The sequence below is a fragment of the Arcobacter sp. 15-2 genome, from assembly GCF_047159865.1.
Lineage (GTDB): Bacteria > Campylobacterota > Campylobacteria > Campylobacterales > Arcobacteraceae > JAIOSF01.
The window spans coordinates 1,584,671-1,606,110 of the sequence record NZ_AP038804.1; the positions used below are offsets into that span (position 1 = coordinate 1,584,671).

The window sequence follows — 21,440 nt, forward strand, 5'->3', positions numbered from 1 at the left end:
GCTTATGTCTACAAATAAAACTCAACAATTTACACATTTACATTTACATACAGAATATTCAATGCTTGATGGTGCTAATAAAATTAAAGTACTAGCAAAAAAAATCAAAGAACTTGGTATGACAAGTGTTGCTATGACTGATCATGGTAATATGTTTGGTACAATAGATTTTTATAACACTATGAAAAAAGAGGGTATCAAACCTATTATTGGGATGGAAGCTTATCTTCACAATCAAGATGAAATAGGTGATAAATCTACTAAGCAAAGATTTCATTTGTGTTTATATGCAAAAAATGATGTAGGATATAAAAATCTTATGTATTTGAGTTCTCAAGCATATATGCATGGATTTTATTATTATCCAAGAATAAACAAAAAAATGTTACGAGAAAATTCAGAAGGTTTGGTCTGTACTGCTGCTTGTTTACAAGGTGAAATAAACTGGCACTTAAATTTAAATAACCCAAGAAATGTAAAAAATGGTGCAAAAGGATATGAGGAAGCTAAAAGAATTGCTCTTGAATATAAAGATATTTTTGGAGATGATTTTTATCTTGAAATTATGAGACATGGTATTGTTGACCAGCATTTTATTGACAAACAAATTATTCAGATAAGCCAAGAAACTGGTATTAGAATTGTTGCGACTAACGATACTCATTATACCAATCCAAAAGATGCAGAAGCACATGAAGCATTTATGTGTATTGCAATGAATAAACTGTATGATGATCCAAATAGAATGCGTCATAGTGTTCATGAATTTTATGTAAAATCTCCTGCTCAAATGGCATTGCTTTATGCAGATATTCCAGAAGCAATAGAAGCTACACAAGAGATTGCAGATAAGTGTAATTTAGAGATAAAATTAGGTGATCCTACTCCTCCTAATTTTAAATTTACTAGAGAAAAAGCGGCACTTTTTAATTTGGATCTACCAGAACCTGACTTAGAGTATAGTTTAGAGAATGATAAAGTACTTTTTATTGATGAGTGTAGAAGAGGACTTGAGGAACGACTCAAAATTGTAGATGCTTCAAGGCATCAAGAATACAAAGATAGACTACAAGTGGAAATTGATATTATTAATAATATGAAATTTCCAGGTTATATGCTTATTGTTTGGGATTTTGTTGAGTATGGAAAATCTATCGGAGTACCTGTTGGTCCTGGTCGTGGTTCAGCTGCTGGAAGTTTAGTTGCTTTTGCTTTAAAAATTACAGATATTGACCCAATCCCTTATGGACTTCTTTTTGAGAGATTTCTAAATCCAGAAAGAGTATCTATGCCAGATATTGATATGGATTTTTGTCAAGGAAGAAGGCAAGAGGTTATTGACTATGTTGTTGAAAAATATGGTCGAGCCAATGTTGCACAAATTATTACTTTTGGTAAGTTGCTAGCAAAAGGGGTTATCCGAGATGTTGCTCGAGTTCTTGATATGCCATATTCTCAAGCAGATGCAATGGCAAAACTTATTCCTGATGAACTAGGAATTAATCTTGCAGATTCATGGGAGAAAGAACCAAAAATTAAAGAGCTGTGTGATATGGATCCAAAAGCTGCTAGAGTATGGGAATATGCTGTAGCTCTTGAAGGTTTAAATAGAAATGCAGGGACACATGCAGCTGGTGTTGTTATATCAAACGAAGCTTTATGGAAAAAAACTCCACTTTTTAAACCCTCAGGACTTGATACTTTAGCGACACAATACAACGGTAAATATGTTGAAGATGTTGATTTGATTAAGTTTGACTTCTTGGGCTTAAAAACTTTAACAGTAATTGAAGGTGCTTTACAACTTATAGAACATCGACATAATAAACGGATAGACTTTACCCTAGAAGATGTAAACAATAAAGATGTATACGATCTTATTTGTACAGGAAATACAATAGGTTTATTTCAAATAGAATCATCAGGTATGCAAGATTTATGTAAGCGTTTAAAACCATCGAACTTTGAGGATATTATTGCGGTTTTAGCATTATATCGTCCAGGTCCAATGGAGTCAGGTATGCTTGATGACTTTATTGATAGAAAACATGGTCGTGCTGAGATTAACTACTTTTATGATGAGTTTGATGAACCTTTACGACCAATATTAGAACCAACTTATGGGGTAATTGTATATCAAGAGCAGGTTATGCAGATTGTTCAAGTTATTGGTGGATTTTCACTTGGTGGCGCTGACTTAGTACGGCGTGCTATGGGTAAAAAAATTAAAGAAGAGATGGATAGACTTAAAGAAGAGTTTGCAGATGGTGGAGTAAAAAAAGGGTATGTAAGAACACACTGTGAAGAGCTTTTTGATTTGATTGTTAAGTTTGCTGGATATGGTTTCAATAAATCACATAGTGCTGCTTATGCAATGGTAACTTTTTATACGAGTTATTTAAAATGTTACTATCCTACAGAGTTTATGGCTTCATTACTTACTCTTGAAAAAGACAATACCGATAAAGTTGTTAAATATGTTGATGAAGTTAAAAGAATGGGATATGACCTAGTTCCTCCAGATATTAATAAATCTTTTTTAGTATTTAGTGCAGATACTATTGATGATAAAGAGGTTGTATTGTTTGGTATGGGTGCTTTAAAAGGTGCAGGGGATGTTGCTATTAACTCTATTATCAAGTCAAGGCAAGAGGGTGAGTTTGAAAACTTAAGCGATTTTGTAAGTAGAATTGATAGTAGTAAAGTAAATAAACGAGTTATTGAAACTTTGATTAGATCTGGGGCTTTTGACAATTTTGGATACACAAGAAAAGCACTTCTCATGCAAGTTGAAGATATAGTTGAAGCAGCAGGAAAAGCCGCACAAGCCAAAAAACAAGCAGTTGGTTCACTTTTTGGTGATGATGAAGATATGACAAAAGTTGAAGTGACTATAAATGATATGCCTGAGTATGATGATAAAGAGATTCTCGAATTTGAAAAAGCATCGTTAGGTTTTTATGTTTCAGGACACCCTTTAGATGAATATAGAGAAGCTTTAGATCAAATCAAGTATACTTTAAGTAGTGAAATTGATACATTATCAGATGGAAGTGAAGCTTTACTAGTAGGAAAAATGGAAACTATAGTTGAAAAAGTATCTAAAAAAGGTAATAAGTTTGGAATAGCTACTATTATGGATTTACATGGAAGTATTGAGCTTATGCTATTTGAAGATAGGATAAAAGAGCTTCGTGAAGATTTTGATTTGACGAAACCAATTGCTTTTAAAGTTGGTGTAAAAATTGATGATTTTGGAACAAAGTTTAGTCTAAAAAAAATAGAATCACTCAAAGAAGCAAAATCTGAAAAACTTAAAAAAGGGAAAAAAGTAGAAAAAGTTCAAGCCCCTTTAAATGTAGCGATAGAGTTTTCAAATGATGATAAAATTATTTATGACTTATTTGAAATAATATCAAGAAATCAAGGGAAAAGAGAGTTGACCTTAACTATAAAATCAAAACTAGGTGATGTAGAATTAGATAGTGGATACTATGTAAATAATAATGTTGAGGGACTTATAAAAGAGTTAGGTAGCGTTTATATTATATAGTAGATAAAATATGTTTTAATTCGAGATAAATTATTTTTTAGATAAAATGAGTATATAATACATTAAAGCGAGAATTAATTGAATATAACAACAAAAATAGCAAAATTTGAAAAACCTTTATATTTAGAGAGTGGTAGACTCTTAGAAAGATATGAAATTATCTATGAAACTTATGGAGAAATGAATAGTGATAAATCAAATATCATTATTATTACTCACGCCTTAAGTGGTTCTCATCATGCTGCTGGATATTATGAGGGAGATAGAAAACCAGGATATTGGAACGCTTTAATTGGTGATGGTAAAGCTATAGATACTACAAAATATTTTGTAATAGCTACTAATAATATAGGTTCATGTTTTGGCTCAACAGGTCCTATGAGTCCTATGAATAAAAATGGTGATTTGTATAGATTAAAATTTCCAGTTATAACTATTAGTGATATTGTAAAAGCACAAAAAAGTTTAATGGACTCTTTAGGTATAGAACATGTAAAAGCTATTGTTGGTGGATCTATGGGAGGGATGCAAGCTCTTTGTTATGCTATAGAGTATCCTGATTTTGCTGATATGGTTATACCAATTGCTACAACTGCATATACAAGACCTTGGGCAATTGCATTCAACAAAGTTGCAATAGAAGCTATAAGAAATGATCCTGAATTTAAAAATGGAAATTATGATCCTCAGCATATAAAAGAAAATGGGTTCAAAGGTTTAGCAATGGGCCGTATTGCTGGACATATCTCTTATCTTTCAAAAGATAGTATGAATAGTAAGTTTGGAAGAAAATATGTGTCAGATGATGGATTATATGAACTATTTGGGAAATTTGAGGTTGAAAGATATTTAGAATACAATTGTTATAATTTTCCTTTAAATTTTGATCCATTGAGTTACTTGTATATTGTTAAAACATTAAATATTTTTAATGCTGCACGAGGTAGTGATAAAATAGAGGATGCAATAAAAAAAATAAAAACAAAGTTACATCTTATTGCTTTTGAGGGAGATTGTTTATTTTACCCTGAAGAGATGGAAGAGATACAAACAATTATGACCCAGCTTGGAAATGGTCATTTATGTACATACGATCTTATACAAAGTGATTATGGGCATGATGCTTTTTTAGTAGAAGTTGATAAATACGAAGATAAAATAAAAAAGATGCTAGAGGAAAATTATGAGTGAAGTTATAGAAAAAAACACATTTGAACAAAAAATAGTAGAAGCACAAAAGTTTTTAGATAGACTTATTGATCCTGAAATTACACTAAGTGACAGTGTTGATGTATATAAAAAAGGGATGAAAGAGTTAGAGATTGCACAAAAGCTTTTAGATGAAGCAAAACTTGAATTTAAAGAACTTACACACTAAAGGATAAATAATGCAGGGTAAAACTAAAAGTTTTTTTGAGGACACAATTATTATTTTAGTTTTAGCTGTTATTATTATAGTAGGTTACACTTTATATAGTAAATATCAAGACAAAACAAGTATAGATGAAATGCTAAATTCTACAGCAAAGAGTATCGAAAAGTTTATTACAATCATTAAAAAAGTTCCTTTAGAAATTCAAAAAATATTAAATGCAGAACAAAATAGTTATAGTGAAGTCCTTTTTGCAGATACCAATACAACAAATATAAAAAAAATTAATGTTGAAGAACAAATAGATGTAAATAATACTATTCAGAAGATAGCACCAACTATTGAAGATGTTAATATCTCTAGTGTAACAGTATCCAATACTGTAGAAAAAACAATAGCAAAAGAAACTTTAGATGTTATACTTTTAAGAGATTTTTTAAAGAGTTTAAAATCTAAACTTCGAAAAAGTATAGTTCAAAATAGTGAACTAAATGTCACAAAAAATCAAAAACTTCGATTTCGAATCACTCTATTAAAAGATGGAAGTTACGAACAGCTAAAATTTATAGGTGGAGATAAAGAGTTGTTTGAAACTAACAAAGAAAATATTTTACAGAATTTTCCTGTAGAGATAGATTCATCAATACAGCAAGAGTTTCCACGGTATATTAGAATAAATCTTCAATAAGATTTGTTCTATTTTATCACTTAAAGGACTGTGCAAGATTCCCAATAATTAGATGCCATCCATCGATTATGATGAAAAAGATTAACTTAATAGGTAATGATATCATAACAGGTGGTAACATCATCATACCTAAACTCATCAGAATAGAAGCAACAATAATATCGATAACTAAAAATGGTAAAAACACTAAAAAACCTATTTCAAATGCAGTTCTTAATTCACTTATGATAAATGCAGGCATAAGTAAAGTAAGTGGAACATCTTCGATATTTTTAGGATTTTCTTGTTTTTTGATTCGGTAAAAAAGTGCCAAATCTTTCTCTCTAGTATTTTTGATCATAAACTCTTTGAAAGGTCCAACACTTTCATCAAAAGCAACTTCATAGCCAATAGTTTCTTTCATATATGGGTCGATTCCATTTTCCCATGCTTTTTTTGCATAAGGCTCCATAATAAATACTGTAAGTATTAAACTTAATGATATGATGATCTGGTTTGGTGGAGATTGTTGTAGTCCCATTGCTTGTCGTAAAAGTCCAAATACAATGATAAGTCGAGTAAAACTTGTCACCATAAGTAAAAGAGTAGGTGCCAAAACAAATAGCATGAGAATGATAGCTATGTTAATTGTTTTTACAAACTGAGCAGGATTCTCAACAGCTGCAACTGAAAGGTTTACAAGTGGTGTATCTTCAGCTCCAAATAAAGATATAGTTGTTAATAATAAGAATAAAAATAGAGATTTAATTTTCATTTGATAGTTGTGCCTTATTTAAGATTGAACATAGTTTTGTACCATATAAATATATATTCCATGAAATATATATCCATAAAAAGAAAAACAAAGCAACACTAAATGAACCATAAATTGTCGCATAAGTTGTATTTTCACTAACATAATATCCAAACAATGTTTTTGTAACACTTAATGACACAAGTGTGATAGAGCTTGAGAAAGCAGCTGCAACAAAAGTTATTTTTGTATTTGCTGATATCATAAATACAAACATAAATACAATCCAGATAAAAAGTGAAGTAAAAATATAAACAAAAAATGAGATATTAGAAAATGTTGTTATAAATATAAACACAAAAAATAAAATAGGAAGCATAATAAGAAAACTTATATAAAGTAAAAAGGACTTGTAGAATGCTCTTGAGGGTACTTTATGTATTTTATTGATGATATGTTCATAATCTTTAAAGAACATAGTAAATACAAACAAAAGATATGCTAAACCTATAGAGCCTAATTTTTCAGTATTGTGTAAAAAACTTGAAAGTTGATTTGCTAATGTTGTTGAATGTGTAGGATTTATAAAGTCTAAAATATAAAGCATCATAGTATCTAAATGTTCCGAGAAAGCGGGAATATTTGATATCACAACAATAAGCAAAGCAATGAGTGGAAGAATTGCAAAAATAGTAAAAAAACTTAAACTTGCAGCATAATAGGGGGTGTCATCATTAAAAAATGAAAACACCTCTTTGATAAGTTTCAATTAATCAAGTCCCATTTTAAAAGGATTGAGTATGTTGTTTGGATCAAAAGCTTTTTTGATGTTTTTAAATAGGTTCATCTCTGCATCATTAAAGGCTATATCCATATAAGGAGCTTTTGATGTCCCAATACCATGTTCACCACTTAAAGTTCCTCCCATATCAACAACAAGTTGAAAAATCTCTTCAATAGCTTTATGTCCATCTTCCATCTGTTTTGGGTCATTTTTATCTTTTACCATTACATTTACATGAATGTTCCCATCTCCAGCATGACCAAAACATGGTACTTGCATACCATATTTATCACCAATTTTGTAGATTTCTTCTAATGCAACAGGAAGCATACTTCTAGGAACTGAGATATCTTCATTGAGTTTTTTTGTACCGAAAATCGTAACAGCAGGACTTGCATTTCTTCTTGCAAACCATAACTCTTTTGCATGATCATCGTCTTGGGCTATAACAAAACTTTTTCCACCATTTTCACTAAATGATTTTTCTAAAGTTTCAAGTTGAAATTTTACTTCATCTTCTAAACTTCCATCAACATCTCCCACTAATACAGCACCAGCATCGCTAGGCAAGTCAACATTGAGTTTTTCTCTTAAAGCTTGAATTACAAGTTTATCTAAAAATTCCATAGCAACAGGATTTGCACCAGAAGCAAGAGATTTAAACACTGCATTCATAGCACTTGTTACATCTGGAAATATTCCCATATATGTTTTTTTAAATTTTGGTTTTGGTATAAGTTTTAAAGTAATCTCTGTGATAACTGCCAATGTACCTTCACTTGCAGTTAAAATTCCAGCTATGTTATATCCTGCAACATCTTTTATAGTTTTCTTACCAGCTTGAATAATATCACCATTTGGTAACACAGCTCGTAAAGCCATGACATAATCTTTTGTGATACCATATTTAGCAGCTCTCATACCGCCTGCATTTTCACTAACATTTCCCCCTAAAGTAGAGTACTCTTCACTAGCAGGATCTGGAGGATAAAATAAACCAACTTCCTCTACAGCTTTTTGAAATGTCATATTCACAAGTCCTGGCTGAACTCTTGCTACCATATTTTGCATATCGATTTCAAGAAGTTGATTCATATGTCTTTCAAGTGAAAGTATAATTCCTCCACTAGCAGGTAAAGAACCACCAGTAAAACCACTACCAGCTCCTCTTGGAACAATAATAATTCTATGTTCATTACAATATTTTAATATTTTACTAATCTCTTCTTCATTTTTTGGGAAAACTACAGCGTCTGGTTCGAATCGTGTTTTTGTAGCATCATAACAATATGCTATTAGATGTGCTTTATCACTCTTTACATTTTCATCACCGACAATACTTATGAATTTATCAATATGTGTTTGTTCTATCATTTTATTATCTCCAACATTTTTAAATAGTGTAGATCATAATTGTTTATATTTTTTTCATCAAAACTCCATAGTCCTGTTTCTATTTGATCAATTTTTGTAAGAAAAGGGACATTTGTACTATTGTCTTTGTTATCTATTAAGATTGTATCGAGTACTTTAAAAGATAAACTATCTACAATAAATAGATTGTTTTGCACAACTATAAAAAGTGTTCCTATTTGTTGTTTTTGAGCAAAAGCTAAAAATGTTTCTTTTGTAGGCACAGGTTTATTTATAAGTTTTAAATATGCTGCAAAAAAATCTTCACTAAGAAAGTTTTGGTTTTTATATAACTCTTGCACTGATTGTTTTGCTGTTTCATTTGGAACAATGAGTAAACTTGTATTATAAAGATGGTTTAAAATAAAACTATCACCATCTACTGGTCTGAGTTTTGTTGTAGGTATTGCATCTTGAAGTAATACTTTAGTATCCAAAAACTCTATTGTAGAATTGCTATTTGAAGTTTCTGTTATAATTGCTTGAGCTAAAATAATACTATTTTCGTCAATATCAGTAACAACAACTCCACTTTGCCCAATACTTAAGTTTGGAATATTAATAGTTGCACTATTTTGTGTTACATCAAATATTTTAGTAGTTTGTGTTTGTAAGTGTACAGTAGCAAAAAGAAAATTTAATGCTAAAGAGAGAAAAAAAATTATTTTCATATAGAGCCTTATTTATTTATTTAAAGAAAAGATATTTTATCGAAATACTCTTTATAAAAAGGTAGGGTGACTTTTTTAAAATCTTTTTTATCTTTATATAAGTTTATATACCATTGATAATTTATACTATAATTATGCAAAGCTTTCTGAGATAAAAGAGTGTCGTTTATACTTCCTAATGCACTTGAACTTATTAAAATGGTTTTACTATTAAACAAATCTTGAAAACCTTTGATTAAATCAATCATAAAATAATTTTTGTTTATAGGTACCATTAGACCACCCGCACCCTCAATTATTAAAACATCACATTTTTTTAAAAGTTTTTTGGTTTGTTTAAAAATATTTTTTATATCGATGCAACTCTTTTTTTTAGCTACAAAAGGTGAAGCAGCTAGTCTAAATTGATAAGGAACAACTTCATTAAGGCTAAAATCAAAATCACTATTAAACTTTTTTGTAAGTTTTAAAAGTTTTGAACCATCAAGAGGTGTAGATACTACACCTGTTTCAATAGGTTTAAAATAACCAACTTTTTTCCCTTTTTTATGATACTTTATTAAAATTTTCTCAGCTGCGTAAGTTTTCCCAACATCAGTATTTGTTGCTGTTATAAAATATATTTTTTTCTTTTTCATAATTTTGAGAGTCTTTGTAATATGAGAATTGATTCCTCTTCTGTAAAAAAAATGTTGCGTGATAACTCTTTATTACAGTTTTGTAGAAATATTTTTTTTTGTTTGAGTTGTTCATTTTTATTGGTACTATATCGAGCTAGAATATTTTTCAAGTTTTTTTCATATTCTTGAACAATCTCCTCTTTTTTAAGAGTTTGATCTTTAATTCTATAGCTCTTTTTATTGAATATTAAAAATATAAGAATTAAAAAAAGTGATATAAGTAAAATAAATTCCATATTAAAGCTCCATTCTAGTTTGTGTTACCCCTGTAGTTCCAAACTCTTCATCAATAGTTTGTGCAATCTCTTTAAAATTGATCTCCCCAATACTTTGTAGTCCTGCCATAATCTGTTTTTTCCCTTGCATAAGTTCTTTTGATTTTATACCATGAGAGATAGATAGACTAGCTTCTATAAAAGCAGATAATTTGTCACATTGTTTTAATGCTTTTCCATCTATAGCATCATATCTATCAAGGTTATATCGTTGCATATCATCAACTACTTTTATCTTTCCATTTTCTCTTATTTTATTTTCAAACTCATCTTTAAAGTTATGATTATCCAATCCTAAAAGATATGAAAATTCCTCTTTTAGATTATGTGGAATATAAGGCATAATTTTATCTTCTATTTGTACTACTTCATACTCTGCTATGATGTCTGCGAGTTCATCAACACTATATTTTACAGGACTTATAATATCTCTGGTTAATGCTTCAGGCAGATCATGAAATAGTGCAACAAAAAAATTATTTTGTAATCGTTTTGGACAAGCATTTATTTTTACAGAGTAAAAATATCCAAAAAGTGCAACAGTGAGCATATGTCCTAAGACAGAAGTTTCAGGGATTCTTGGAGTTTGTGCCCATCTTTTTTGAAATCGTAATCGACCACTTAAATCAATCACTTTCGCTAGTTTTTTATTTAATGCAATTTTTCGTACACCAATGAGCTCGTAATAATCTTCAATTTCAGCATCGACTTCTTTTTTGACTTCATCTATATCATTTAAAAATTGACTTGTTTGGTATACTATACCAAACTCCCATTTCGTTGCTAAATAAGAAGCGGCTTTTAAGATAAATCGCTCTTTTGTATATGAACTATCATCTTCTAAATAGTCTTTGAATTTTTGGAAAAAACTTCCATTGTCTATCTCTATGAGAGTACTTTCTAGTTTATTTAAAACCCAAGAGTTTATCTCTTTGCCTTTTTTTTGTAAAGCTTTTCGGAACACATCTGGTCGTATATCTGTGACAACAACACGACGCAAAAACTCAAATATACCTGCTTCTATGAGATTTGTGTAGTTTACATCTGTTTCATGTTTTGCAATAAAAAAAGCAATGATAAACTTGTGTGCTTGTTTGTCTAACTCTACTAAATCTACCATGCGTGGGTAGTCATTCCATCTTTGAATAGATGCTGAACTAAAAATATAGTCTACAATTTTTGAGTTAATCATCTTTGTTTATTGTCTTTTCTTCTGGTGTATTTGAACTGATAAATTCATCTTTATCACCTCTACCCATTAAATATTTTCCAAACATAATAGCAGCAACTACACTTAAGACTACAGCATATACTACCCAGTCTTCAGGAGGTGGAGTTCGTGTCATTTTATAATCCTTTTAAGTTACTTCTGAAGAAAAACTATACTCTACAGCTTCCCATTTTACTTAAGGCATTGATTTTTTCAACTCTGCCCTCATGTCTACCACCTTCAAATGAGTTTGTATCCCATGCTTCAACGATTGCTTCAATCATACCTGGACCACTCACTCTTTCACCTAAACATAATATATTTGCATCGTTGTGTTGTCTTGCCATTACTGCAGAGTACTCATTGTGACAAAGTGCAGCTCTGATACCATCAAATTTATTTGCAGCCATCGACATACCAATACCACTACCACAAATTAAGATCCCTTTGCTATCTTTATTTTTAAGTACCTCTTCACACACTTTTTCTGCAAAATCTGGGTAGTCAACTCTATCTTTAGTTGATGGACCCATATCGACTACTTCATGTCCTCTTTTTTCAAATAACTCTTTTACAAAAGCTTTAAAATCAACACCTGCATGATCTGCACCTATAAAGTACTTCATTAATAAATTCCTTCTTGATGATCTGTTTTATTTTCTACATATTTTGTTTTTTCTAATTGTGATGGAGTTTGAAATACTCTATCCCATCTTATTTGTTTGTTTTCATCCCATGAGAAATATACAAACCAAGGTTTTCCTACAATAAATTTATAAGGTACTGTTCCCCAAAATCGACTATCATTACTATGATCTCGATTGTCACCCATCATGAAAAATTCCCCTTCAGGTATTTTTGTAGGTACAGTATCAAAAATTTGACGATAAGGTGTGTTGAATTTTTGTACTGTTTCATCATTGTGAATACCAGGATGATCTTTTTTATAAGGATTTTCAAGATAAAGTTTATCTCCTAGTTGAGCAATATTATAACCCTTATAGTTTTCAATCATATACTCATTTCCCTCTTTTAAATGAAGATATAAGTTTTTATTTTTTACAAATACAATATCTCCCCCCGTAGCAACACATCTTTTTACATAGTGAATTTTTTCATTGTGAGGATATCGAAATACTACAATATCTCCTCTTTGTGGTTTATCACCCTCTATTAAGTGTCCATTATCATTAAAATCTGGTAATACTTTCCATTCTAACCATGGAAGTCTTGGTGTAGGGATACCATAAGAGAATTTTTTTACAAAAAGCATATCTCCTACAAGAAGAGAATTTTTCATACTCCCACTAGGGATTACAAAAGCTTGTGCAATAAAAAATATAATACCCAAAACAATTACAACAGTACCTGTCCATGAGCTACTCCATTTATAAAGCTTTTTTAAAATATTCATTATAGCTCTTTTACTTCTCTTTTACTTGCTGATTTTACAGTATTTTTTAATAACATAGCAATAGTCATTGGTCCAACTCCACCTGGAACTGGTGTGATATAAGAACATTTATCTGCAACATTTGCATAGTCTACATCACCTACTAGTTTTCCATTATCAAGTCGATTGATACCAATATCAATAATAATTGCATCATCTTTTACCATATCTTCTTTGATAAGATTAACTACACCAACACCAACACAAATAATATCAGCAGCTAAAGTATGTTTTTTTAAATCATCTGTATAGATATGACAAATATCAACAGTAGCATTTGCATTTAAAAGTAATGTTGCCATAGGTTTCCCTACAATATTTGAAGCACCAACAACACAAATATTTTTCCCTTGAGGATCTATATTGTACTCTTTTAAAAGTTCCATTACACCATAAGGTGTTGCAGGAATAAATCCATCAAGACCTGCTACGACTCTACCAACATTATATGGGTGAAATCCATCGACATCTTTTTTAGGGTCAATCGCTTCTAAAATAACTGTTGTATCGATATGTTTAGGAAGAGGTAGTTGCACCAAAATTCCATCAATATTTGGATTTTTATTCATCATAGTGATGATTTCTAAGATATTGTCTTGTGAAATAGTTTCTGGCATCTCATGAGCTATACTATAGATACCAGCTTCCTTACATGCTTTACTTTTCATATTTACATAAGCGGCACTTGCCGGATCAGAACCTACTAAAACTACTGCCAAACCTGGAGTGATACCTCTTTCTTGTAACTGAGTAACATCGTTTTTTACTTCTGCTCTGATTTTATTTGATAACTTTTTACCATCAAGTATAGTCATACTAAGATTCCTTTGATTATTTATATTAAATACTATATGTTATCAAAGTTTTATTAAAGATGTGATTATAGAATAGAATTAGCTTTGTTCAACTATCTCATTTAAATCATCAACAATATCTAGATGATTCATTCTTTTTTGATTGTTGGTTATAAGAGTTTCACAGTCTTTACAAATACTTACTAAATTTTCAAGATGATATTTACCACCATTTTCTAAAGGTTTTATCATATGTGCTACAACTGTAGTGACTGTCAAGTGTTTGCTACATCGTAAACATTTTGCTTTATCTCTTGTAAGAATTGCATTTTTTCTTTGTCCCCAATCACCTGGAAGTTTGTTTTTATTTGGTTCACAATGAAAGATATAACTGCTCCAATTATGAAGTGAAGTTGGTGTAGAGGTTGGATAAAAAGAGGAGTTAAATGGCAATTGTTTATAATGATTTATAATATTTGTTATAATAATAGATTTTCTAACTTCTGGATTTTTTTCAGATTGGCTTTGAGAAATTATTGAATAGTCAAATTTAATATCTGGATATGTTTTTTCAAGATAGATTTTGAGTTTACTAATAAAAAGATCAAGAGTTGTTTTTTTATAAAAAAATTTTGCAATCTGTTTTCTAAATGTAAATGCAAAAGCAAATATTCCCATTAACCATAAAAGTGATGAGATGATATAGTCCATTCCTAAAAAGTGCATCTATTTTCCTGTTTGTCGTTTTCAATAAAAAGAGGTGAAAGTTAAAACTTCCACCTCTTAATAAATAGTTCTAGTTTTTAAATACTAGTTAACAGCTACAGTAACTGGAGTACTTTCCCAAATACCGTGTTTTGTACAGTATCCGTGAGCAACTAAGTTTAACTTTTTAGTTGTAGGGATAATAGTAAAAGTTGTTGTGTTGTGTGCTTTAACATTTCCTAATGTTCCTGGAACATAAGAAACTTGAGCTAATTTTGTTTCACCATTAAATAGTGTAATTGATTCAATGTAATGATCAAAATCATCTGGATGAGTATATTCATTACCCATTTTAACTGTTACTTCAAATGGCTCACCTGCAGTTGCAGTCTCAGCACAGTGAATAAACGGACTATGTCTATCTATTAAATCTTTTTTTGCTTCTCTTTCAACAGTGTCGATATCTACATATTTATTAATTTTTGGCATATTAATTTCCTTTTGTTTTAAATTGTATAAATTATACACTAATAACATTTAAGTTAGTATGTAAAATAGTTTTCTAGTATATAAGTTTAAGTTAACTATCAATAACTTTGAGTTTTTTTTCTAAATAAAATGTTCCAAAAGGTATTAAAGAAGCTATAAAAGCCATTGTAATAAATCCAAAATTCCATTTTAATTCTCGTGCCGTTACTACAAGTAAAAAAAGAAAAAGTAAAAATAATACACCGTGAGCCATACCGACATATTTTACTACTATAGGTTCACCTATGATATATTTTATAGGCATTGCTATAAATAATAGTACTAAAAAAGAGATACCTTCCATAAAAGCTATCAGTCTAAATTTTTTCAAGTTTGTTTTCATCCGTTTTTGTCCTTTAATAGTGTAAATATATCAAGATATCATTTAATTTAGATTAATAAATTGATGTATAATCTTTTGTTTGGATATGAGTGACTTTATGTAGTCTTTTGGAAGTTTTTTTGAGCTTAAATGGTCACTTACTATTTTAAAAATAAATATATTTTCCTTTTTTAAATACAACGAACTGATTCTGTGAAAATATTTTGCTTCCATATCATACAAAGTAGGGTTTGTTTCTTGTGAATTTGTTGTGATTTTATCGTGTGTTATTAATGGAAGTTTTTTTATATTTTCTAAACATCTGTTTGTACAGAAAAGAGTTCCTATATCTATTTTTATATCATTGCAACCAGCAATTCCGATATTAAGAGCTTTTGTGATGCTATGATTTGAAAATATATCTTCAAGTGTTAAAAGAGTATTTTGTTTTCCTATTCCAGAGATTAAAACAATAAGTTTATCATTTTGATAAAGTTTATTGTTTATTTTTTTCAGTTTATAATACTCTATAAAACTTTGTGCTTCACATAATAAAGCTGTATGAATTAAAATCATACATTAAAGTATTTTGCTTCTTTGTTTGGAACAATGATAGCAACCGTACTTTGCTCAGGATGTATTTGAAATGTTTCACTTAACTCTATACCAAAATCTTCAGGTTTGAGTAGATCAAAAATATCTCTATTCATAGAAAGATCAGGACACGCTGCATACCCTGGGCTATATCTACACCCTTGATATTGTTTCATTCGAACATCATTTAATGTTGGTTTTTCTTTATCTACTATATTAAGGTCAAGTCTGACTTGTTTATGAACCATCTCAGCACAAGCTTCAGCTAATTCTACTCCTAAACCATGAACTTGATAGTATCGTACAAAGTTACCTTCATCATAAATAGCTTTTTCAAAATCTGTGATTTTAAGCCCTGAACTTACAAAACTAAAAGCAACCGTATCAAACTCATCACTTGTAAAATAATCACTCAAACATCTATGTGGAGATGCCCCTTGTCGTGGAAAATCAAAAGTTTTGATAATATTTTTTTTCTCATTATCGTAAATATGAAGTTTTGTATCTTCTGATTTACAGTAAAAATAAGAATATAAAACAATAGGATCAAAGATTTTTTTATCTAAAAACTCATCTTTTAAATCATTGTATATCTCTTGTACTACCTCTTTCTCATATTTTAAAAATTTGTCTTTATCTTGAGCACCTTTTTTGTAACCCCATCTTTGTCTAAATAAAACTCTGTGGTTTATCCATTCAAAAGCTAAACTAGGGTCAAAATCCTTACTCATATCTCTTCTTTTATAGAATGGAGCTGTATAGTTGTGTTTATTTTCTAATAGTTTTGGAGTATGTATCTCTTTATCAAAAACAACTTTTTCTTTTTTTTCTACATCATCATAAACTATTAAATCTGCTGCCATCTGTGTATCGAGTGTTCCTCCCGCCTCAACTCTTTGCATAGCAATAACGCCATCAAAAGCATCTCGACAGTAAAAAATATCTCCACTGTAAATAGGACGACAAAAATCATCAACAAAAGCTTTTGTAAGTGCTGCTCCACCTATAAGAACAGGTATGTCAAGTTTTTGTTTTTCAAGCTCTACCATATTTGCTTTCATCTCATTTGTAGATTTTACAAGTAACCCACTCATCCCTATTGCACTTGCATTGTGTTCTTTGGCTGTTTGGATAAAATCATCTATTGAAACTTTTATCCCTATGTTTATAACTTTAAATCCATTGTTACTTAAAATAATATCTACAAGGTTTTTCCCAACATCATGCACATCACCTTTAACTGTACCCAAAACAAGTATAGTTTCTGATTCTTTTTCCACTTTTGGTAAAAATGGGTTCAGTTGATCAACTGTAGCTTTCATGGTCTCGGCACTTTGAAGTACAAAAGGAAGTTGCATCTCACCATTTCCAAAAAGTACACCTATCTCTTTCATCCCATCAATAAGCCACTCGTTTACAATAAGCTCAGCAGGAACTGTGTCTTTTAGTTGAAGAGCTAAAGGTATAAGTCTCTCTTTGTCACCATCTTTGAGCAGTTGTATCACTTTTTCATTGTCTGTGAGTTTTTCATACTCCTCATCACTTTGTTGCTCAACCGCTTCTATATCTGAAAAATGTTCAATAAAAGCAAAAAGAGGATCACCATCTTCTTGGTTGTTAAAAAGTAAATCTTCACACGCTTTTAAATCTTCTTTACTCATTTTATTTATAGGGATAAGATGTTTTACATTTACAATTGCAGATGTTAATCCAGCTTCGATACAATGATGTAAAAACACACTATTTAAATATACTCTTGCATGTGTATTAAGACCAAAAGAGATATTTGAAAGTCCTAGTGTTGTTCCCACTTCTGGGTGCATTATTTGGAACTCTCTTATCGCTTCAATTGTCTCAATAGCAGCTGTTCTATACTCGTCATCTCCACTACCAACAGTAAATACAAGCATATCAAATACTAAATCAGCAGGATTGATTTTGTGTAAGTTAACAGCTCTTTGATATATTCGTTCAGCTATTTCTACTTTTTTGTCTTTTGTTTTTGCCATAGCAACTTCATCGATTACTAAACAAACTAAACTTGTACCATGTTTTTTTGCCATAGAACAAATTTCATCAAATCTCTCTATTCCATCTTCAAGGTTTACAGAGTTTAAAATAGGTTTACCACCTATGAGTTTTAAGGCTTGTTCTAGTGCTGGTATTTGAGTAGAATCTGGCATAAGTGGAAGTGATATTTTTTGTGCATACAAAGAAGCTACCTCTTCCATATCTTTTGTTTCATCACGCCCAGCAAATCCAACGCTCACATCAATAATATGCGCCCCAGCTCTTACTTGTTGTTGCCCAACAGTTAAAGTACCTTCAAAATCTTCAGCCTTGAGTAGTTCTCTAAATGCTTTAGAACCTGTAGCATTACTTCTTTCCCCTATTAAAAGAGGCGATGGATTTTGTTTGAGTTCAACTGTATTGAAAAGTGATGCTAAAGAAGTAGGGTGATCTCCTGTTGGAACTTTGGGTACAATATTTTCTACACTTTTTACTAAAGCTTTAATATGTGCAGGCGTAGTTCCACAACATCCACCTAAAAAACTTACCCCATCAAATTCTAAAAATTGTTTTTGAATATCAGAAAATTCTTGTGCTTCCATTGGATAAAAACTACATCCACCACGATTTTCAGGAAGTCCTGCATTTGCATGAATTGAAAGTAGTTTATTTGAACATTCACTTAATATCTTTAAATGTTTTTTAACTTGCTCTGGTCCTGTTCCACAGTTGAATCCTAACGATAAAATATCAAAAGGTTCTAAAATAGTTGCTATAGTTTGAGCATCAGTTCCTATAAGCATAGTTCCTGATAACTCAATCGTAGCACTCACCATAATAGGAATGTGTGGCGTCGTATCTTGGAGTGCATGAATGGCTGCTTTTATCTGTAAAGGATCTTGACAAGTTTCAAGTAGAAAAACATCAACACCTCCATCAGCTAGCCCTTGGGCTGTTACACAATATCCCTCATACATAGTATCATAGTCAATATGTTTCAAACTAGGTAATTTTGTTCCTGGACCAATTGCTCCTAAAACAAATCTAGGTTTCTCAAGGGTAGAAAACTTTGTACAAACATCTTTTACAATTTTTGCACCTAGTTTTGATAACTCATAACTTCTTTGTCCCATATCGTATTCATCAAGTACCCATGGCATAGAACCAAAGGTATTTGTTTTTATCATATCAGCACCAGCTTCGGCATACGCTGTGTGTATTTGTGTCAAAATTTCTGGAGCAGTTGCATTTAATAGTTCATTACAACCCTCTTGATCAATACCTTTATCATCTAACCATGCATTTTGTGGTATCTCTGCATTTTGCAGCTGAGTTCCCATCGCACCATCAATCACTAGTGGTCTTGTTTTTATAAGTTTTTGTATTTGTTCTTTTATCATCTATTTGTCATCCTGCAAATTTTACAAGTATCATCCCAGCAAATTTTTCTTTTGAATAAAATTCAATTCTATAAATTAAACCATCTTTATCGATAGAAAATTTCTTCATCATATCGCTGTGATGTATTGTTATATTTGTTTCTTTTTTTGTTTTATTGGTATATCCAATCACATTTACTCTATAGTTGTCAATTGGCATTATGTTAAAGTTTTCTTTCACTGTAATAACTGAACCAAATGATACTTTTCTTTTGACACTATCTACTTTTATATCAATATCTTTATTTTCAACCTCATAGTCTATATAATCAGCTTTTAAACGAGATAATCTTCTATTTCCATAATAGATACTATATTCATTGTTTTTTTTGACTATTGTCATCAAAGGATTACTTGGTACAAAGTCTATACTACCATCGTTTTTCACTGGAAAATAGTTTATAATATTTCGTATTTTTGAAAGTGGTAGTTTGATTTTATTATCATAAAAAGATATCTCAATATCATTGTCAAGAATATTTTTTATCACTTGGTCGTTAAGATTAAATTGTCTTTCATACTCAATACCCATCGTGTCCATATATTTTTCTAAAGCAAGAAGGTGATAGTAAGTTCTTTGATGTGTTGGTAAGTTTTTACTAGCTTCATTTCCAAAAGCAGCTTTCCCTTTATTTATGGCATAGTAAGTGAGTGTTTTTTCCATCTCTTTATCACCTTCACTTGTACGAGTATTGTGTAGGTGATATATATGTTCTTTTTTGATAAGACTTTTGTTTACATGAGATACTACACTGTTTGATATCTCAAAAAGGTTTGAATATTTGTGGTCTTTAAGTATCTCTTGATCAATGATTGAACACTGTCCCCATTTATATGGAGAATGTTCTTTGTCTATATATTTTGGTCTATAATAACCACTCCCGTCATGGAGATTTACTATTAGTTTTACATTATCATGATTGATATAGTTTTTAATTCTTTGGATTGTTTCATATTCAGGGTCATCTTTTGATAAGTTGGCAAACTTACGATTCATATCACCATAAGGTCCACGACTTCGTTTGATGATACTATAAAAGTTTAGATTTGGTACAACCCAAACAGAACCTTTTGTAATCTTATAATGAGTCACAATTAAAGATGCTGCCATAAAACCACCAGGTTCATCACCTTGAATACCCCCTACAATTAGAAGAGTATTATTATCATCTTTAAAACCTTTTTTGATGATATTGAAATCAAAGTTTTTTATTGTACTTTTTGTTGCAATTGAGCTTGATCTTTGTATAGTTTTGGGAGGATAGGACAATGCTTCTTTTGTCTTTTCTTCAACTTGATTTAGATCTTTTACTTTTGTTTTATTTAAATCTACATTTTCTTTTTCGATGATAGTACTTTGATTTAGAGGTGGTGTTTTTATAGGTTCATTTTTTTCATTGCATCCTAAAAATAAAAATGATATAAAAATAAGAAAAAAGGATTTTTTGAAATTGATGTTCATAATTTATATAACCTCTACATGCCATGGCTCAAAACGAACACCATCTTTGTTGTTGTGAGTATATCTAATACCTATATAATCGAGTTTTTGCATCTTGTGAAACTCTTTTGTTTGTGCAAAATCAGAAGTGAAGTTTCTATTTCCCCAACCTCTTTTCCCTACATCAAAATCACTAATAGCATGATAAGTATATGCAGGTGGTGCTATGATATTTGAAGCTTGTGAAAGGTTACCATTGAGACTTTTTACTTTGCTTATGTATAAGCTAAGTTGTTTTACAACATTTCTAATTCCTGAGGTCAATATAATATTTGTTCCCACATCCTTTAAAATTCTATTGTAATCTTCAAGGGGTTTCCCTTTAAATATAAAGTGACCCGAGTGTGGTATTTTTTGAATATCTTTACTTGAAATACTTTGTGAGATATTGTCTACAGTTTTATTTCCATAAAATCCAAACTTATTTGGCTCACTATAAAATAGTTTTTCTATTAAAACTAGTTCTTCTTTTGTAAATTTTCCTATGCTAGAATAGTTTCTAGCGTAATATAAAGCTTGATCAAGAGAGACGATATTGAAGTTTGCAAACCCTATGTATCTTCTAAGTCTTTTAAGACGACTATCTAAAGTATATAATGTATTCAAATCATTAATATGTAAGTTTACATCGTGATTGATCTGTATATAATCTTTAGCAAAAAGCGGTGATAATGTTGATAATAATAAAAAATTTCTTCTATTCATAGTCGTGATA

22 protein-coding genes are annotated in these 21,440 nt (G+C 30.4%); 4 read left to right on the forward strand and 18 right to left on the reverse strand.

Going from position 1 to position 21,440, the window contains the following annotated elements:
• Positions 1-4 precede the first annotated feature (4 nt).
• The 4 genes from dnaE (at position 5) to ACMCMH_RS08365 (ending at position 5,613) form a co-directional block, all read left to right on the forward strand.
• Positions 5-3,553 (forward strand): DNA polymerase III subunit alpha, encoded by a 3,549-nt coding sequence (dnaE, locus tag ACMCMH_RS08350; protein ID WP_412724504.1) that lies wholly within the window; start codon positions 5-7, stop codon positions 3,551-3,553.
• Positions 3,554-3,631: 78 nt separating this feature from the next.
• Positions 3,632-4,744 carry a homoserine O-acetyltransferase MetX gene (metX, locus tag ACMCMH_RS08355; protein ID WP_412724506.1) on the forward strand — a complete coding sequence of 371 codons (1,113 nt, stop codon included), beginning with the start codon at positions 3,632-3,634 and terminating at the stop codon, positions 4,742-4,744.
• On the forward strand, positions 4,737-4,931 hold the full coding sequence (gene xseB / locus ACMCMH_RS08360) for an exodeoxyribonuclease VII small subunit (protein ID WP_412724508.1): 195 nt from the start codon (positions 4,737-4,739) through the stop codon (positions 4,929-4,931). The genes metX and xseB overlap by 8 nt, the downstream gene beginning before the upstream one ends.
• 10 nt (positions 4,932-4,941) lie before the next feature.
• Complete coding sequence (locus ACMCMH_RS08365; protein ID WP_412724510.1) at positions 4,942-5,613, forward strand: hypothetical protein; 672 nt, start codon at positions 4,942-4,944, stop codon at positions 5,611-5,613.
• A gap of 16 nt (positions 5,614-5,629) precedes the next feature.
• Here the strand turns inward: ACMCMH_RS08365 and fliP are convergent, their stop codons facing one another.
• The 18 genes from fliP to ACMCMH_RS08455 form a co-directional block, all read right to left on the reverse strand.
• Positions 5,630-6,361: a flagellar type III secretion system pore protein FliP gene (fliP, locus tag ACMCMH_RS08370; protein ID WP_412728014.1), complete on the reverse strand. Its 732-nt coding sequence runs from the start codon at positions 6,359-6,361 to the stop codon at positions 5,630-5,632.
• On the reverse strand, positions 6,357-7,115 hold the full coding sequence (locus ACMCMH_RS08375; protein WP_412724512.1) for a YihY/virulence factor BrkB family protein: 759 nt from the start codon (positions 7,113-7,115) through the stop codon (positions 6,357-6,359). The genes fliP and ACMCMH_RS08375 overlap by 5 nt, the downstream gene beginning before the upstream one ends.
• On the reverse strand, positions 7,116-8,504 hold the full coding sequence (locus ACMCMH_RS08380; protein WP_412724514.1) for an FAD-linked oxidase C-terminal domain-containing protein: 1,389 nt from the start codon (positions 8,502-8,504) through the stop codon (positions 7,116-7,118).
• A complete protein-coding gene (locus ACMCMH_RS08385) occupies positions 8,501-9,214 on the reverse strand; it encodes a plasminogen-binding N-terminal domain-containing protein (protein WP_412724516.1) in 714 nt (237 codons plus the stop codon). Before ACMCMH_RS08385 ends, ACMCMH_RS08380 begins: the two co-directional genes overlap by 4 nt.
• A gap of 20 nt (positions 9,215-9,234) precedes the next feature.
• On the reverse strand, positions 9,235-9,852 hold the full coding sequence (gene bioD / locus ACMCMH_RS08390; protein ID WP_412724518.1) for a dethiobiotin synthase: 618 nt from the start codon (positions 9,850-9,852) through the stop codon (positions 9,235-9,237).
• Entirely contained in the window at positions 9,849-10,130 is a 282-nt protein-coding gene (locus tag ACMCMH_RS08395; protein ID WP_412724520.1) for a hypothetical protein, read from the reverse strand. The genes bioD and ACMCMH_RS08395 overlap by 4 nt, the downstream gene beginning before the upstream one ends.
• A gap of 1 nt (position 10,131) precedes the next feature.
• Positions 10,132-11,361, reverse strand: a complete 1,230-nt coding sequence (locus ACMCMH_RS08400) for an HD domain-containing protein (RefSeq protein ID WP_412724522.1) — start codon at positions 11,359-11,361, stop codon at positions 10,132-10,134.
• Positions 11,354-11,515 (reverse strand): hypothetical protein, encoded by a 162-nt coding sequence (locus ACMCMH_RS08405; RefSeq protein WP_412724524.1) that lies wholly within the window; start codon positions 11,513-11,515, stop codon positions 11,354-11,356. The genes ACMCMH_RS08400 and ACMCMH_RS08405 overlap by 8 nt, the downstream gene beginning before the upstream one ends.
• A gap of 34 nt (positions 11,516-11,549) precedes the next feature.
• On the reverse strand, positions 11,550-12,005 hold the full coding sequence (gene rpiB, locus ACMCMH_RS08410) for a ribose 5-phosphate isomerase B (protein WP_412724526.1): 456 nt from the start codon (positions 12,003-12,005) through the stop codon (positions 11,550-11,552).
• Entirely contained in the window at positions 12,005-12,793 is a 789-nt protein-coding gene (lepB, locus tag ACMCMH_RS08415) for a signal peptidase I (RefSeq protein WP_412724528.1), read from the reverse strand. The genes rpiB and lepB overlap by 1 nt, the downstream gene beginning before the upstream one ends.
• Complete coding sequence (gene folD / locus ACMCMH_RS08420) at positions 12,793-13,647, reverse strand: bifunctional methylenetetrahydrofolate dehydrogenase/methenyltetrahydrofolate cyclohydrolase FolD (RefSeq protein ID WP_412724530.1); 855 nt, start codon at positions 13,645-13,647, stop codon at positions 12,793-12,795. The genes lepB and folD overlap by 1 nt, the downstream gene beginning before the upstream one ends.
• 78 nt (positions 13,648-13,725) lie before the next feature.
• Positions 13,726-14,352, reverse strand: coding sequence for an HNH endonuclease (locus ACMCMH_RS08425; protein WP_412724532.1), 627 nt, complete (start codon positions 14,350-14,352; stop codon positions 13,726-13,728).
• An 84-nt stretch (positions 14,353-14,436) separates the two neighbouring features.
• A complete protein-coding gene (locus tag ACMCMH_RS08430) occupies positions 14,437-14,820 on the reverse strand; it encodes a class II SORL domain-containing protein (protein WP_412724534.1) in 384 nt (127 codons plus the stop codon).
• A 91-nt stretch (positions 14,821-14,911) separates the two neighbouring features.
• Positions 14,912-15,202, reverse strand: a complete 291-nt coding sequence (locus ACMCMH_RS08435) for a DUF3817 domain-containing protein (protein ID WP_412724536.1) — start codon at positions 15,200-15,202, stop codon at positions 14,912-14,914.
• Between the two features lie 42 nt (positions 15,203-15,244).
• Positions 15,245-15,757, reverse strand: coding sequence for a hypothetical protein (locus tag ACMCMH_RS08440; RefSeq protein WP_412724538.1), 513 nt, complete (start codon positions 15,755-15,757; stop codon positions 15,245-15,247).
• Complete coding sequence (gene metH / locus ACMCMH_RS08445) at positions 15,754-19,185, reverse strand: methionine synthase (protein WP_412724540.1); 3,432 nt, start codon at positions 19,183-19,185, stop codon at positions 15,754-15,756. The genes ACMCMH_RS08440 and metH overlap by 4 nt, the downstream gene beginning before the upstream one ends.
• 7 nt (positions 19,186-19,192) lie before the next feature.
• Positions 19,193-20,686, reverse strand: coding sequence for a M99 family carboxypeptidase catalytic domain-containing protein (locus ACMCMH_RS08450; RefSeq protein ID WP_412724542.1), 1,494 nt, complete (start codon positions 20,684-20,686; stop codon positions 19,193-19,195).
• A gap of 3 nt (positions 20,687-20,689) precedes the next feature.
• Positions 20,690-21,430, reverse strand: coding sequence for a M15 family metallopeptidase (locus ACMCMH_RS08455; protein ID WP_412724544.1), 741 nt, complete (start codon positions 21,428-21,430; stop codon positions 20,690-20,692).
• Positions 21,431-21,440 lie beyond the last annotated feature (10 nt).

Coding starts and splice junctions, on each gene's coding strand:
- metH (WP_412724540.1), bottom strand. CDS start 19,185: ATGATAAAAGAACAAATACAAAAACTTATAAAAACAAGACCACTAGTG.
- ACMCMH_RS08385 (WP_412724516.1), bottom strand. CDS start 9,214: ATGAAAATAATTTTTTTTCTCTCTTTAGCATTAAATTTTCTTTTTGCT.
- folD (WP_412724530.1), bottom strand. CDS start 13,647: ATGACTATACTTGATGGTAAAAAGTTATCAAATAAAATCAGAGCAGAA.
- ACMCMH_RS08450 (WP_412724542.1), bottom strand. CDS start 20,686: ATGAACATCAATTTCAAAAAATCCTTTTTTCTTATTTTTATATCATTT.
- ACMCMH_RS08405 (WP_412724524.1), bottom strand. CDS start 11,515: ATGACACGAACTCCACCTCCTGAAGACTGGGTAGTATATGCTGTAGTC.
- lepB (WP_412724528.1), bottom strand. CDS start 12,793: ATGAATATTTTAAAAAAGCTTTATAAATGGAGTAGCTCATGGACAGGT.
- ACMCMH_RS08395 (WP_412724520.1), bottom strand. CDS start 10,130: ATGGAATTTATTTTACTTATATCACTTTTTTTAATTCTTATATTTTTA.
- bioD (WP_412724518.1), bottom strand. CDS start 9,852: ATGAAAAAGAAAAAAATATATTTTATAACAGCAACAAATACTGATGTT.
- ACMCMH_RS08400 (WP_412724522.1), bottom strand. CDS start 11,361: ATGATTAACTCAAAAATTGTAGACTATATTTTTAGTTCAGCATCTATT.
- dnaE (WP_412724504.1), top strand. CDS start 5: ATGTCTACAAATAAAACTCAACAATTTACACATTTACATTTACATACA.
- ACMCMH_RS08380 (WP_412724514.1), bottom strand. CDS start 8,504: ATGATAGAACAAACACATATTGATAAATTCATAAGTATTGTCGGTGAT.
- ACMCMH_RS08455 (WP_412724544.1), bottom strand. CDS start 21,430: ATGAATAGAAGAAATTTTTTATTATTATCAACATTATCACCGCTTTTT.
- ACMCMH_RS08440 (WP_412724538.1), bottom strand. CDS start 15,757: ATGATTTTAATTCATACAGCTTTATTATGTGAAGCACAAAGTTTTATA.
- ACMCMH_RS08365 (WP_412724510.1), top strand. CDS start 4,942: ATGCAGGGTAAAACTAAAAGTTTTTTTGAGGACACAATTATTATTTTA.
- ACMCMH_RS08430 (WP_412724534.1), bottom strand. CDS start 14,820: ATGCCAAAAATTAATAAATATGTAGATATCGACACTGTTGAAAGAGAA.
- xseB (WP_412724508.1), top strand. CDS start 4,737: ATGAGTGAAGTTATAGAAAAAAACACATTTGAACAAAAAATAGTAGAA.
- ACMCMH_RS08435 (WP_412724536.1), bottom strand. CDS start 15,202: ATGAAAACAAACTTGAAAAAATTTAGACTGATAGCTTTTATGGAAGGT.
- ACMCMH_RS08425 (WP_412724532.1), bottom strand. CDS start 14,352: ATGCACTTTTTAGGAATGGACTATATCATCTCATCACTTTTATGGTTA.
- rpiB (WP_412724526.1), bottom strand. CDS start 12,005: ATGAAGTACTTTATAGGTGCAGATCATGCAGGTGTTGATTTTAAAGCT.